Here is a 13,378-nt window from a genome sequence, read left to right as displayed (position 1 = left end):
TCGAAAGGTGCATGTCGTTTCAGCAGCGATTGAAATCAACCTCTGACGCACATGAACTTTGTCAGTTTTGTGGGCTTTCCGCCGTCGAACCCGACTGCCACGCAGTAGCCATTCAGCGGTGTGGGCAAAGAGTGCGAGGATCACAGAGAAGTCAGTCAGTCAATTCTAAGCAAACATCGAAACCCGATCAGGTGTCAGGCTTCTGGCGCGCAAGTCTGTCGGCAAACGAAAACGGCCGCCCCGATCGGGACGGCCGTTTGCCTATGCATATGTCTGGCTTAGATCAGTACGGTCGCATCATCGGCTGACCATGCGCACTGGCTTTGCGAAAGTAGGCGGCAAGCAGAAGCTTGATGAGGCTGATCATGATACTTTCTCCTACACGGATCGACCATCAACGATCTGATGGAAGCCGCGGTGTAAATGGATCGTCCATCCATCATGCGCAGATGATCGCAATCAGGTTTTTCTTCCACTCGAGACTGTAATTGGACCAGCCTGGTGCCAAACTCAAACGCGAAGAGGTTCACAGCTGTTGCAACCTTTGCACCCGTTCATAGGAATACTACCTACGGCTCTGCAAACAATTTTGAAGGCGCCTAGCCTTCCCCGATGGATTACCTTCGCGCGCGCTAGCAACGCCGGGGTCCGGAGCCGAGAACTCAGCGGCTCTGGTGTGCAGACTGCGGGCAGTCATCTCGGCACCAACGCCCCCAGACATCGGCAGCCTCAAGAGTTGCTGGAAGCTTACGCTCCAAAGTCGGGAGACGGGCTTGAGCCACAATCAAGGTGGAAGTGTCCTGGACAGTGCCGATGACACTCATCTAGCCATCAGCAAAGTGTTAGCACTTCGTGTGTCAGATTTCGTGTATGGCGTTCACCGATCTCTCGCCGGGATTCCGGCAGTCCACCCCGCTCCACTTCAACGTGACGGTCGATAAAGGTCGTGTGTTTGCTACCCTTCTTGGGCAGCGCCACAACTTGGCTGAGTACTTGCCTGTGATCGCGGAAAACTACCTCACCAACGTTCGCTGGAAGCTGAACGGCCAAGATCTGTTCTGGGAGTACTGGATTGGTGAGCCGGCCTGCATCGGCGGCACCTTCTGCTATCGTGCGGAAACCCGTGAGTTTCTCTCTTTCATCTGGACCGAACACCCTGCTGTTGATCTGCCCGCCTTGCAGAGCGCGCAACGTGAAGCGACGCAGTTCCTCCAAATGACCCGCAGGGCAGCTTAAAGCCCCTGGGCCCTCATGGCGGCGTAACCTCCTCGTAACAGCCAGCTCGTCGAAGCTGACGAACAATCCCGTTGAACGCGGCCGTGACACCCTGAGCGCGGCCGATCTCATTCTCTTGGGCGGCGGCATCCCAGTAGAGCGTCAGCGGCCAACGCTCCGGGCAGTGGGGTAGCAGGCAGCGTAGGGCCAAGCGGACCTCAGCGACATCGATACGGGTGTCTGAGCAACGTGACACACCACAGCGCAAGATGTGCACGGATAGCGCGATCACGACCCGCTGATGCCTAGGCAGCTGCGACATGGATCAATGGAAGTCATGCGACTTGAATCGCACGACCTCCCCCGGATCCATGCCTTCCGCATGGGGCGGCCAATAGCAATTGCGCGGTTCGGGGCTCCAACCCTTGTCGCCGCGATCGGGCGAGCCAGGATGCTGTGCTGCATCGCCACGGCCGGTCCTGTGCGGGAACGACATGTTACCGACCCGATGCAGCAGGTCGCCGTGATCGATGATCCGATCGCAGATCACATGGATGATCTCGCCTTCCTTTTGCACCCGTCCTTTGAGGCCGACCATCGAAGCGGACAGGCGGTGCCGGCGGCGGAATAGAGCGCGGTCCCGCGTCAGCGGGAGGCAGCTGTCTGTTCGGCTGTTGCCAGACGACCGAAGCAGTAGCGATCGGGAAACCGTGTTCGTCTGTGGACTGATCTCCGATAAGCGAATGCGATGGGGTATGAGATAGGCCCCGACGCGCCTTACGGGGAACATTGGGACACTTTAGGGAATGGTCAAAATGGCAGAGCTAACCGGGATCGGCTCGCGTCTTGCTGTCGCACGCGCAACCAGGAAGGCATCTCAGGTCAAGGCTGCTGAGATGCTGAAGATCTGGCTCGTGTGCCTTCGTCAGATCCGGCAGTTGCGGTGAGGGTCGCCTTGGTCAGGCGTCGAAGATCGAGTCCATGTTCCATGCGTCAGGTGTAGAACAGAACAAGAACGAATAGGCAAGCGTCGCCGCCCGTCGGGCGCGCGCTTGGCTCATTCGGCGCAGGATCGCGTAACCAAGTTCAAGGCCGGTTGTGCCGGCACCTGGTCGAGCTAATGATCCGCGTAGTTCATCCTGAAGGAGTAAGATTGCATGAACCTGAGTGAGCTCGCCCAAGCTATCGCAACCAAAACCGGCTCGAGCCAGGCGGATGTGAAGACCACCATTGCCGCGGTGTTCGATCAGATCGCTGATGCCGCCGCCCGCGGCGAAGAGGTGTCGATCAATGGGTTCGGCAAGTTCGCCGTGAAGGATCGTCCCGAGCGTCAGGGCCGCAATCCGTCGACCGGGGAAGCGATGACGATCGCCGCTTCCAAGAAGGTTGCGTTCACCGCGGCCAAGGGCCTGAAGGACAAGCTCTGAGATCAACGGGCGCTGGCGGAGCAACCTGCTGGCGCCCTTCGCCTCCTAGGCGCGGAACACATCGGTCGCCATTCTCAACCTCGGATCACGGCATCGATCATGAACCTCAGGGTATTGGCAGCGTGGCTTTGGAACGCCTCGCAGGACTCAGCCGAGCGCACATTCTGAATGATCTCCGGGTCGGGGAGGGTCACCTCGTCACTCGGATCTCGTATGTGTTCACGTGCGCGACACGGCGTCAGACTAGGCGTTAGCCGAACAGAGCCGATGCGATACCACGCAAAGTTATCCCAATCACTGCTCCGGCCAACGCCGGCCAGAGTGTGCTTAACAGCCGGGGGCCGCTGGAGGTTAAAACGGCGACTCCCGGCAGATCCAGGGGATGGATCAGAAAGCCAGCGCCCTTCCAGAGCAAGCCGGGATTGAACCCCGGTTGCTTGGCAGCTTCGTGGATCAAGCCCACAAAGGCGGTGTTTCCGGCAAGGTATTTGGTGATCGCAGGTAGAACGAACATCTCATCAATACCTGCTGCGGAAAGGTTTGGTCTTAGTGCTGTGACCAGCCACCCGATCGCACCGACTGCCTGCAATCCGACGACGACGACAAGCGACAGCAGCAGCATGGGGATTAGCCCCAGCATTAAATGGACCCCTTCGCCTCCTGCTTTGTTGATAAGCGTCAACAGCGAGGGACGCTTGGCGAAGAACTTTTCAACCGCCTCGGGTTCGTGGCGTTCAAGCGACAAGCCACGACCAAAGACCCAATAAGTCGAAGCCGCGGCTACGAGGCCGCCAACGATGGACGAAGTGAGCGTGATCCCGATCGGGAGTCCAAGTGTCGCTAACGGGAAGGTGGCGTTGGCAGGAGCGCTTGCCAGTACGCCCGCGAGTGTCGCTCCCAAATGACGGTTTGATAGTCCGCGCGTCTCCATTACCTTCATGGTTGGAAGCGGGGCAATGAAACTGACAAGGCTGCCCTGCAGCAGCGCAACTGCGCCAAGCCCAGGCAGGCCGAACGGCCGTGTCACGGGGGTCAGCCAGGTCACGAGCTTATCGAGGATGCCATACACTTCAAGAATGCGCATGACGATCATCAGCACGACCATGATGGGCAGCAGAGTATAAAGTACGACATCAAGCGTGATGCGCCCGGCCTGGAGGATGACATCAATCATCGCCTCCAACCTTGATCAAAGCGCCACGATCACACGCCCTGACGGTCGCTCCTCGACCAGATAGCGCATGGCGTCGGCGGTTTCTTCAAATGAGAAAACCTGATCAACAATCGGCCGGATCTCCTCTTTGGCTAGAAGAGACTGGATAGATTCCCAAGCCAACTCCCAACGTTCCGGAGTTTCGAGCAGAAAGTTGAAGCCCTTGATTTGTCCTGACTTCCAGATCAGGTTGGTGACATCGATGTTGGCCTCCCGACCTGCTGAATAGCCAACCGTCACGATAGTACCCTGCGTGGCAAGGACACTCAGCGAGGCGCTCAGGATGGGGCCGCTCAGACCGTCCACAACCACGTCCACTCCGTAGTCCTCGGTCATGCGCCGCACCGCTGCAACCAGCGGCTCCGTGCTCATGTCGATGACATGATCGAAACCAGCGGCGTGTGCGCGACTGGCTTTCTCGGAGCTGGCGGTCGATGAAATTACCTGCTTGGCGCCGAGTGCGCGCGCCAGTTGGAGGGTCGCATTGCCGATGCCACCGAAGACGCCAGGTGCGTAGACGATCTTGCCCGCTGCGAACCCGGCCATCTCAAGAGCGATGAAAGCCGAAATGTATGCGACCGGCAGGCCGGCGGCTTCAATCAGGTTGATATTTGCTGGAACACGATAGAGCATCGCCTTCGGCACGGCGACGAACTCGGCATAGGTGCCCTGCTCCAACACGCCGAACGGTCCACCAAAGGCTACCCGTGTGCCCGTGGGAAAGTCCGTGTCACCGTGCTCGACGATACCTGCTCCCTCGTTGCCAAGTACCAGCGGGGAGGTCACCATTGGCATCTTGCCGTGCAAGATCGAATGATCGACGACATTGACACCGGCGGCAACCACGCGAACGAGCAGGCGATCCTCAGCAGGTGTCGGTGAGGGAATGTCCCGCAGGGTAAGCCCGGTAAATCCCGAGAATGAACTGGCGACGAAAGCTCGCATGAGTAAGCGTCCTGAATGAAGTCGGGTTTGTGGTGCCGGCACAGACTTGCGGTGGCGCAAATGCTCCGGTGGCTTAGGAGTTTGGGAGGTGTGCGCGGCCAAGCGCGCTTAGTTCAGCGCTGACCCCGCTTATGCGTTGCCGCCCAATCGAGAAGATGATCAGCGTATGGTTCTGCCGCTTCTTCCCAAACGAAATGGCCGGCATCGATAATTTGTAGCCGAGCGTTGGGAATCCGGTCGGCCAGATAATGGCCGTTCGTGACAGGAACAAAGGGGTCTTTACGCCCAACAATCACCAGAACCGGTGTTTGTATGTCGCTTAGCCGCGTCTGCAGGATCAAGAGTTCTTCAGGATAACGGCGGACGAAGCGTGCGGACTCCGCGTAGCGTTCGCCTTGATAGGACTTGATATAATCCTGGCGGACGAATTGCGGCACGACATAATCAAGCATGGTCGCCAGCACGTCGTCGATCAGGTCTTCTGCCACGATCGCGCGGAGGTCCTCGATCGGCGCTGCGATCAAATCCGCCAGAGCGCTCGCAACATCGAGTGGAAACGAAACTGCGCCGCTCCCGATCGTGATCGAGGAAAACGATCGTGGGTGGTTCGCCGCTGCGAAAAGCAGTGCAGATGTTCCCACGTCCGGCCCAACTGCGTGAGGCCGCACCAGACCGAAATGCCGCACTGCCTTATCGATGAAATCGCCCATTGCTTCTGGCGCGATGACATCAGCGCGTCCTTCGGAACCTCCAAACCCCGGAAGGTCGAGCGCAAGAACGTTATAGCGCTCGGTCAACCGATCCCAGATCGGCAGAAAAGCCATCAGGCTTTCAGGCCATGGGCTCAGCAGCAGCAGTGTTTCCGCCTCATCGCGGAGCGCGTGCGTATGCGCATAGCGTACTGAAAGGCCGTCGATCGTCGTCATCTGCAGTTCGGCCGGAAACCGTGACTGAAGGCTTGTGGTGTCGTCTAACCGGTTGGTCATTGTATCTCTCCCGAAGGTAGCCGGATCAGAGCGCGGGGGTGGCACGGTGGTAGAGAATGGCAGCGTCGGTGCCGCCGCCTTGGGCGATCGCCAGCTCGATGTTCAGGTGAGCAATGGCTTCCAGGTAGCGGGACGTTTTGAGGGGCCCCGCATTGACCGGAGCGAATCCGAGCTCCGCGCCAAACGTCATGACGATGTTCGATGCAGCGGGATCGTCGCTGGCAACGAAGAGAGTGATACCGGAGCCATCGCGAACCAGGCGGTCGGCCCTCATGGTATCAGCGAAGACCGTGTTGAATGCCTTCACCAATCGGGATTTCGGCAGCAGCGTCTGCAGGTGCTCGGCACCAGAAGACTCTTCGCCGGTCAGGATTGGCGACCAATCAGCTGCGACAGCGTTAGTGGCATCGACCACGACCTTGCAGGCAAGCGCATCTGCCAGCGGCAGCAATACCTCGCCGGCGGCGGTGTGGGGCACCGCGACGATGACGATATCCGCGTCTGCTATAGCCTGTGCGAAATCGGTCCGCACGAAGGAGCCCGCGCTGCTCCTGTCGGGATTTCGCACCCCCAGGACAGCGCTATGGCCGGCGGCCTTGGCCAATGCGGCGATGGATGTGGCAACGGCACCGTCACCCATGAAGGCGATCTTCATCGACAAGTTCCTGATTGTGAGTTCGGAAGGACTGCTTGACCGGCTTGGTAAGCGGCGGCGTCCCTGGAGGATGTCCGAGCGCGAGCGCCGCCCCGCAGCATAGGGGGCGGCGCTCGTTCGGACGGTCAGGCCAGCACGGCGTTGACGATACGGACTTGCGTGAAGTCCTTCATGCCTTCGATCCCGCCTTGCTGGCCAAGACCCGATTGTTTGGCACCGCCAAAGGGCACGTCGAAGGGGAGCGCGACATGAGTATTGACCCACACGGTCCCGGACTCGATCCGCGATGCAACCGCGATGCCGCGCTCGGGATCGGACGTCCAGATCGACCCACCCAAGCCGAGCTCGGTATCGTTGGCACGCGTGATCAGCGTGTCGAGATCATCATAGCCGAGTATCGGGACTACGGGCCCAAACTGCTCTTCCGCTACGAGCCTGGCGTCGTCCGCCAGTCCGGTGATGATGGTGGGCGCGATGAAGTAGCCATCGCCGGCAATGTCCTGGCCTCCGGTGACCACCGTTCCGCTGGCGCGAGCGTCAGCGATGAAAGCAAGCACCTTGTCGTACTGCGCCTTGTTCTGCACCGGCCCCATCGTGGTCGTCTTGTCGAGCCCGTCACCGACCCGTTCGGCCTTGGCGAGCACAACCATTTCGGCGACGAGCGCATCGCGCATCGCATTGGGCACGTAAATGCGCTTCGCGGCGAAACAGATCTGGCCGGCATTGAGGAATGCTGCGCGGTAGACGTTGGCGGCGACGGTCTTGATATCCGCATCGTCAAGAATGATTGCCGCGTCGTTGCCGCCCAGTTCGAGTGTCGTGCGCTTCAGTGTGTCGACAGAACTGCTGAGGACTTTCTTGCCGGTCACTGTCGAGCCGGTGAAGCTCACATAATCCACATCGGGATGGCTGGTCAGCACCGGGCCGAGATCATTCTCATCGACCAGCGTCTGGAACACCCCGGCCGGGAAAATTCCGGCGGCGACCTCACCCAGCATCAGTGTGGTGACGGGGGTGGTGGGCGCGGGCTTGGCAATGACTGTATTGCCGGTCATCAGCGCGGCGCCGACCTTGGCGATCAGGATCCACACTGGGTAGTTCCAGGGCGCGATCGCCGCGACGACCCCATAGGGTGAACGCTGTTCGATGATCTTTTCGGCGGCATTCTCACGCAGAACCTTGGATTCCAGCACCTGCGCCGCGTGCCACCGTAATTGGCCGACCACCCACTCCATTTCAAAGCGCGCGTCGCCTAGCGGCTTGCCCTGCTCGCGGGTCAGCATGGGCGCGAAGTCGTCAATCCTGCCTTCGATCGCGTCTGCAAGAGCAGCGACATGGGTGGCGCGTTCCGCGTAGGTCTTCGCGCTCCAATTTGGGTACGCCTTCTTGGCTGCGGCAATTGCAGCCAGTGCCTGGTTTTGGTCCGCCCGTGGCACGGTCACGAAGACGTGTCCGGTGGCGGGATTGATGACGTCGAGGGCCAGTGCGCCATCACGCAATGTGCCGTCGATCAGCATTTTGAAGGTCGTCTGCATTTCAAAATTCCTTGGCTGAGAGCTGCTGGGTTCGCACCGGGCAGGTTGAAAAGGTGGTGTCAGTTGGCTGAGCGCGGGTCGTGTTAATCGCCGACCACTAGGAGACCATTTGACGTGGCAGCGGCCTGCCGCAGGGTTTTCAGAGGCTGATATTCCTCTGCTGCGTAGAATTGGTCGACGGCGGCTCGAGACGGGAACTCAAGCACGACAAGTCGAGTGGGCGACCAGACACCCTCATAGATCTTGGGCTTGAGCTCTTTGGCGATTGGCTTGCCGCCAAATTTTGCCATCAAGGCGATTGCGGGGCCTTCGTAACGGTCCATCGCGGGCAAATCGTGGACGGTAAGGTCGATGATAACCAATGCGGGCATAAGGGTTGTCCTGCAGATGGACGTGAGCGGTTGGCGCGCAGAATTGCACGCGCTGAGAAGCACACACGTCAGGTCGAAAGGTGCGAGCCCTTCACGACAGCTCGGTCGTGAAGGGCTGTGTCGTAAGGTGCGCTAGATCGCGAATTCGGCCCGATGTAGACGGACGAATTGCTGAACGGTCATTGGCTCAGCCCCGGTCACTGTCTCAAAAACGCGGTTCGTGCCCGAGAAAATGCCGTCGCGGCCGTCGGCAGCCACAGCGCAGAAGAAGTCGATAACGAAAGGCGGGAACCCCATCGCCTGCAATTGGGCGACATAGGCCTCGATGCTCAGCGGCCGATAGGTGATGTTGACGCCCAGGGCTTCGCTGACCGCTACGGCGATCTCGGCTTCATTGAGCTCTATCGGACCATGGAGATCATAGGTCTTGCCGATATGCACGGCGGGTGCGTCCAGCACCGCTGCTGCAAAGGTGCCGATATCTTCCGGCGCGATCGGCGCGTGACGGCCTTCACCCCACGGCAGGTCAATGACGCGATCGCGGATGATCGATGCCTGCGAATGGCCGTACAAAAGCCACTGCAGATAGAAGGTCGGCCGCAGATGAACTGTCGGTACGCCCGACAAGTCCAACACCCGTTCGGCGACCCAGTGATCGCGAATTATCTGGTTCTCGACGTCACTCCGTGCTGCGATCTGCGACAGATTGACGACGACCTTGAGGCTCGCCTGCTTCGCAGCGTCGGCCATATAGGTGGTTGCTTGAACGAGACCGGGAAGAACCGGAAAACAGAAATAGGCCCCGGTCACCCCCTGTGCGGCCGCAATCATGTCGGCAGCGTTCAGCATGTCGGCGATGATGACCTCGGCTCCCAGATCGCGCAAAGCCTGTGCACGCTCATCTTCCCGGTGGGCCATTGCGCGGACTTGATGACCGAGCGCCAGCAGCTTGCTGATCGCCGGTCGGCCGGTTTCTCCGGTCGCACCCGTCACGAGAAACTTCTCGGTAGCCATTTGTCGCTCCTTCAAGTTGAATGTTTTATCGTGACGGCTCGACGCTTCATTTACGCGCGCTTCGACCCGGTGATCTGCAAGTAAGTGTGTATATGCACATTTACAATAGGGAGCTTTGCCAGCATGCCGGTCCAAATGCCGACCAGCGTTGGAAGGGCAGCGGACGATGCCTATCTTTGGCCGCTTGGCGGACTTGATTGGCGGCGTGCCACCTCGTCCAACAGGGGTTTGATTATGAACGGAGTGGACGATGTCCGAGGGTGATGTTGCTGAGTTGACGGGGACCTTGTCGCCCTACCTATGCCATTGCCTGGTTTCTCGGCAGATCGCCCGTCACGTTTCGCGGATCTATGACAGGCATTTGGCGCCCACAGGCATAAGTGCCGGCGACTTGGCGATCTTTTCGTTTGTCGCCAACGAAAAGACGATCGCCATTACAGACCTTGCTGCCATGATGGTTTTGGAACGCACCACATTGCTGCGTAATCTCAGGCCACTTATCGAGGCAGGGTATCTGGAAACCGCGCGGGACCCGGTCAAAAAAAGGCAGCACACCGTTTCTCTGACCAAGGCAGGCGAGCAAAAGCGGCGCGAGGCGCAGACGTTCTGGTTGGCGGCCCAAGAGGAATTTGAGCAAGAGGCTGGCCAGCATAACGCGCAAGACCTACGTGGCCGGGCGCTCCACACCCTGGGAGTGCTTTGAAGGGCAACGATCGCAACGCGAGAAGCGAAAATGTGACGGGAGCGGCTTGGTGCTCCGCGTTTTCGCAGAAGGTGCGTTCAGCCTTCAGATTGCCGAGCACCTCGGACCTCAGGTCGGTGTGTGCCGGTCGCCATTCCTTGTAGATGCTGATCGACATCTCGCCGGTATCTTTAGGGTATACCTCTGCAAGACCGGCTATATAGAGGTCTCTTTTCCGTTCCCAGGCCATTTAAAAAGGACTAAGTCTCAGCAGACCATCTAAAAAGGACCGCGAGTGTTCATCCGAGCCTATCTCCGTGCATCAACTGCCGAGCAGGACGCAGCTCGCGCCCGTTCAGCCCTCGATACCTTCGCCGCGACGCACGGCTTCCGGATAGCAGCGCGCTATATCGAGAATGAGAGCGGCAGCCGCCTTGCTCGTCCAGAGCTGTTCCGGCTCCTTGATGATTGTGGGCCGGGCGATGTGTTGCTTGTTGAACAGGTCGATCGCCTATCCCGCCTCGGTTCAGCCGACTGGGCGAAACTACGCGCAGAAATCGAGACGCGGCAGATCCGCGTCGTGTCGCTCGATCTACCGACATCCTGGAACCTGGTGACGCCGCCCGACGAGTTCACCGCCCGCATGTTTGCAGCGGTGAACAGCATGATGCTCGATGTTCTCGCGGCGGTCGCCCGTAAGGACTACGAGGACCGACGGCGCCGACAAGAAGAGGGCGTGCAGCGCGCCAGGACGGCCGGTCTCTATAAGGGGCGGCAAGAGAACTTGGATCGGAATGACGCCATTGCGCAGTCCATGCGAAGCGGCCAGACTTGGCGGGAAATCATGAGTGCGACCGGTTGCAGCCGTACCCTACTCGCCAAGATCGCGCGCAGACTGCGGGAGGATGACTGTGTTTCGACGGGGTGACGCCGGCTCAGGGGAACACTGACGGCGTGGAGCCGGAGGGCTTGGTCGCAAACGTAGGCTGTTAAGGTCTCTACACTAGGTCTTGGGCGACATCACAGCGGGATTGGTAAGCCATGGGCACCATCATGTTAGAGTTGCGGACTTCGACAGATGACCGATCTGGTGATGCGTGCGGCGTCTGGATCGAGGTGCATCATGCCTGTTCAACAGGCCGCAGAACCGATCTGTCGTTTGGCGCTCGATCGCTCCACAAGACAGCTGATGCAGCTGCGCTTGGACGCGAGGTGGTTTTCTGATCTTACCATCAGAGGTGCTGCTCGGGATTGTTAAAGGACGGTTCCCTCAGCGAGGAGCGCGGGCGTGGCGGAATGGTAGACGCCGGGGACTTAAAATCCCCTGAGCTTTGCTCGTGTGGGTTCGAGTCCCGCCGCCCGCACCAGCTTGTATCTCGTCGGACGAGACGGGATATTCATGATCGAGGTAAAAGGGGCGAACCGTACTGGTCCGCCCCTGTGTCCATTATCCTTCGACGGCATCGACGTTGACAGCGGATTCTGCAAGTTCGCTCATCATGTCGTCGCCATTGTGCATTTCTGCCACCGCTGCCGTGAGTTGAGGTGCATCCTCGTCCAGCTTCAATGCCGTGGCGAAGGCGGCTACTGTGCCGAAGCCGGTGATGCCGTAATGGGTCATGCGTTGAAATTGCGCGATGATGGCCGCATCGCGTACCGGACCTGACTTGGGCGCTTCTTCGACCGTGTGCTTGAGCGCCTCGGCGACAAGGCCCTCCATGCCCTTGCAGTGCTCCTTCTTCAGCTGCTCATCTTGAGCCTCAATCAGCGTTTTCAGGAGATCGGTATGCTTGGCGATACCGTCCTGCGAGCCCTGAAGCATGTTCTTTAGCTTCGGGTTTGTCGCCTGACCGGCAATCTTCTGGAGTGCCTTGGCCATCTGGTCATTCGCCGACCACAGGTCCTTCAGTTCATCGACGTAGAGTTCCTGCAGCGTGGTAATCCCGGTCATTATCTATCTCCTGCGTGTACGAGAGGTCCAACGGACAGCCGTCGCCGTTGATCCAATGGGCCGACACCGGTGAGAGGATGGGTCAGCCTGTCAACTCGAGGAGGTGGTCAGACCTACTGCTTTCGACCCCAAACGGGTGGAGGACGTTCGCCTGGCGAGCGAGGCAGCCAAATGCTAGCTGAGAATGTCGCGGGATTTGATATCGGCGCTTGAGCGCCGGAAACCTCGCCGGAGATTAAGAATGTTTAGCCACGTCATGTTGGGAGCCGATGACGTTCTCGCCGCCAAAACCTTCTACGACGCCATCCTCGGAACGATCGGTATCGCTGAAGGTGTGATCGATGAGTGGGGCCGCGTTGTCTACTCGACCGACGCGGGAAGATTCCTGATCACAAAGCCGATCAATCGACTACCCGCCACCTTCGCTAACGGCGGCACGATTGGCTTTCTCGCGAAGACATCTGACGAAGTCGATGCATGGCACGCAGCCGGCTTGGCGACTGGCGGATCAGCAATCGAAGACCTTCCAGGGGAGCGACAGGCAACTGGCGGTCGCGTCCTGTACCTAGCTTACTTGAGGGATCCCGCTGGTAACAAGGTATGCGCAACGCATCGAATTAGCTGATCGGACAAACTCGGCGGGGTGACATCCACTTTCGACCCCGGCTGGATAGCCGATCAGCGTACAGATCATGCGGAAGGTATTGTTCGTTCAGCCTGCCAATGCACCCGAGCGGAACTGCATCGCCGTAGTCGAACGACGGCGGTACCGCAAGGCAGCACCGAGTACGCCGAAGCCGATGCACATCATGGCCCAACTCGCCGGCTCTGGTACCGCCTGGTCGGCCGTAAGCCCGCACTGCTGGTTCATGTCGCGGTAGCCTGCGGCTTGGACGGCCGCGGTCGGGTGGACACCGTCGAAGGAGAAAAAACCAGCACAACCCGTTGCCTGTGCACCTGCCGCGATGCAGGTCGTGTCGGTCCGCAGGGGCGGCAGGCCATAGGAGGCGGGATCCGTCAGCACGCTTTGGTTGAAGTCGCTAAGACTGTAGAACAGGAAATCGGTGTCGTCGCTCAGCGCAAGGTTGGCCAGTTCGGCATCGAGATATGTGTTAGCCTGGATGGTGAGTGGATCACCCGCCAAGGGGAAGTCGGTCATGAGGATGTTGCGAGCACCAAGCTCGAACAACGTCTGGACGCCGGCGACGTATTGTTCAGCTGCGGCTTGTAGATAGGTGCTGACATCCGGGTACGAGCCGAGAGCCCCATCGGGACCGAACACACCTAATGCGCCAAACACGTCGTTGGCGCCGAGGTTCATGATGTACAAACCGTTGGGATCGACGCCGAGATCCGAGGCCTCAAACGCGCTGAGCTGGGCTTG

The 13,378-nt window shown here is 59.4% G+C and carries 15 protein-coding genes and 1 tRNA gene; 6 read left to right on the top strand and 10 right to left on the bottom strand.

The genetic code is table 11. The features are described from left to right. Window positions 1–870 precede the first annotated feature (870 nt). Window positions 871–1,236, top strand: coding sequence for a hypothetical protein (locus D5S08_RS16085; RefSeq protein WP_121120208.1), 366 nt, complete (start codon window positions 871–873; stop codon window positions 1,234–1,236). A gap of 304 nt (window positions 1,237–1,540) precedes the next feature. On the opposite strand, the gene D5S08_RS16075 is transcribed toward D5S08_RS16085, so the two are convergent. Next, window positions 1,541–1,813 carry a hypothetical protein gene (locus D5S08_RS16075; protein WP_241557482.1) on the bottom strand — a complete coding sequence of 91 codons (273 nt, stop codon included), beginning with the start codon at window positions 1,811–1,813 and terminating at the stop codon, window positions 1,541–1,543. 559 nt (window positions 1,814–2,372) lie between these two features. On the opposite strand from D5S08_RS16075, the gene D5S08_RS16070 reads away from it, so the two are divergent. Next, entirely contained in the window at window positions 2,373–2,642 is a 270-nt protein-coding gene (locus D5S08_RS16070) for an HU family DNA-binding protein (protein WP_121120206.1), read from the top strand. Window positions 2,643–2,892: 250 nt separating this feature from the next. Here the strand turns inward: D5S08_RS16070 and D5S08_RS16065 are convergent, their stop codons facing one another. The 7 genes from D5S08_RS16065 to D5S08_RS16035 form a co-directional block, all read right to left on the bottom strand. Further along, window positions 2,893–3,816, bottom strand: coding sequence for a nucleoside recognition domain-containing protein (locus D5S08_RS16065; RefSeq protein WP_206610373.1), 924 nt, complete (start codon window positions 3,814–3,816; stop codon window positions 2,893–2,895). A 15-nt stretch (window positions 3,817–3,831) separates the two neighbouring features. Further along, entirely contained in the window at window positions 3,832–4,800 is a 969-nt protein-coding gene (locus D5S08_RS16060) for a quinone oxidoreductase family protein (RefSeq protein ID WP_121120204.1), read from the bottom strand. Window positions 4,801–4,913: 113 nt separating this feature from the next. Next, window positions 4,914–5,786 (bottom strand): alpha/beta fold hydrolase, encoded by an 873-nt coding sequence (locus D5S08_RS16055; protein WP_121120203.1) that lies wholly within the window; start codon window positions 5,784–5,786, stop codon window positions 4,914–4,916. 25 nt (window positions 5,787–5,811) lie between these two features. Then, window positions 5,812–6,441 carry an NADPH-dependent F420 reductase gene (locus D5S08_RS16050; RefSeq protein WP_121120202.1) on the bottom strand — a complete coding sequence of 210 codons (630 nt, stop codon included), beginning with the start codon at window positions 6,439–6,441 and terminating at the stop codon, window positions 5,812–5,814. Between the two features lie 125 nt (window positions 6,442–6,566). Continuing rightward, window positions 6,567–7,976, bottom strand: a complete 1,410-nt coding sequence (locus D5S08_RS16045; protein ID WP_121120201.1) for an aldehyde dehydrogenase family protein — start codon at window positions 7,974–7,976, stop codon at window positions 6,567–6,569. A gap of 83 nt (window positions 7,977–8,059) precedes the next feature. Beyond that, entirely contained in the window at window positions 8,060–8,347 is a 288-nt protein-coding gene (locus tag D5S08_RS16040; protein ID WP_121120200.1) for a DUF1330 domain-containing protein, read from the bottom strand. Window positions 8,348–8,479: 132 nt separating this feature from the next. Then, window positions 8,480–9,361, bottom strand: a complete 882-nt coding sequence (locus D5S08_RS16035; protein WP_121120199.1) for an NmrA family NAD(P)-binding protein — start codon at window positions 9,359–9,361, stop codon at window positions 8,480–8,482. A 250-nt stretch (window positions 9,362–9,611) separates the two neighbouring features. Here D5S08_RS16035 and D5S08_RS16030 point away from each other — a divergent pair, with 250 nt between their 5' ends. The 3 genes from D5S08_RS16030 (at window position 9,612) to D5S08_RS16020 (ending at window position 11,410) form a co-directional block, all read left to right on the top strand. Next, on the top strand, window positions 9,612–10,064 hold the full coding sequence (locus D5S08_RS16030) for a MarR family winged helix-turn-helix transcriptional regulator (RefSeq protein ID WP_121120198.1): 453 nt from the start codon (window positions 9,612–9,614) through the stop codon (window positions 10,062–10,064). A 274-nt stretch (window positions 10,065–10,338) separates the two neighbouring features. After that, complete coding sequence (locus tag D5S08_RS16025) at window positions 10,339–10,971, top strand: recombinase family protein (RefSeq protein WP_121120197.1); 633 nt, start codon at window positions 10,339–10,341, stop codon at window positions 10,969–10,971. Window positions 10,972–11,325: 354 nt separating this feature from the next. Beyond that, window positions 11,326–11,410 (top strand) — tRNA-Leu (locus D5S08_RS16020). A gap of 80 nt (window positions 11,411–11,490) precedes the next feature. Here the strand turns inward: D5S08_RS16020 and D5S08_RS16015 are convergent. Then, entirely contained in the window at window positions 11,491–11,994 is a 504-nt protein-coding gene (locus D5S08_RS16015; RefSeq protein WP_121120196.1) for a YciE/YciF ferroxidase family protein, read from the bottom strand. Window positions 11,995–12,235: 241 nt separating this feature from the next. Here D5S08_RS16015 and D5S08_RS16010 point away from each other — a divergent pair, with 241 nt between their 5' ends. Beyond that, a complete protein-coding gene (locus D5S08_RS16010) occupies window positions 12,236–12,619 on the top strand; it encodes a VOC family protein (protein ID WP_121120195.1) in 384 nt (127 codons plus the stop codon). A gap of 87 nt (window positions 12,620–12,706) precedes the next feature. Here D5S08_RS16010 and D5S08_RS16005 read toward each other — a convergent pair whose 3' ends face one another. Further along, window positions 12,707–13,315, bottom strand: coding sequence for a PEPxxWA-CTERM sorting domain-containing protein (locus D5S08_RS16005; RefSeq protein WP_338323010.1), 609 nt, complete (start codon window positions 13,313–13,315; stop codon window positions 12,707–12,709). Window positions 13,316–13,378: the final 63 nt, after the last annotated feature.

It is taken from the genome of Croceibacterium ferulae (assembly GCF_003660445.1).
In the GTDB taxonomy this organism is placed as follows: Bacteria; Pseudomonadota; Alphaproteobacteria; order Sphingomonadales; family Sphingomonadaceae; genus Croceibacterium; species Croceibacterium ferulae.
This window is presented reverse-complemented; position numbering and strand designations above follow the sequence as displayed.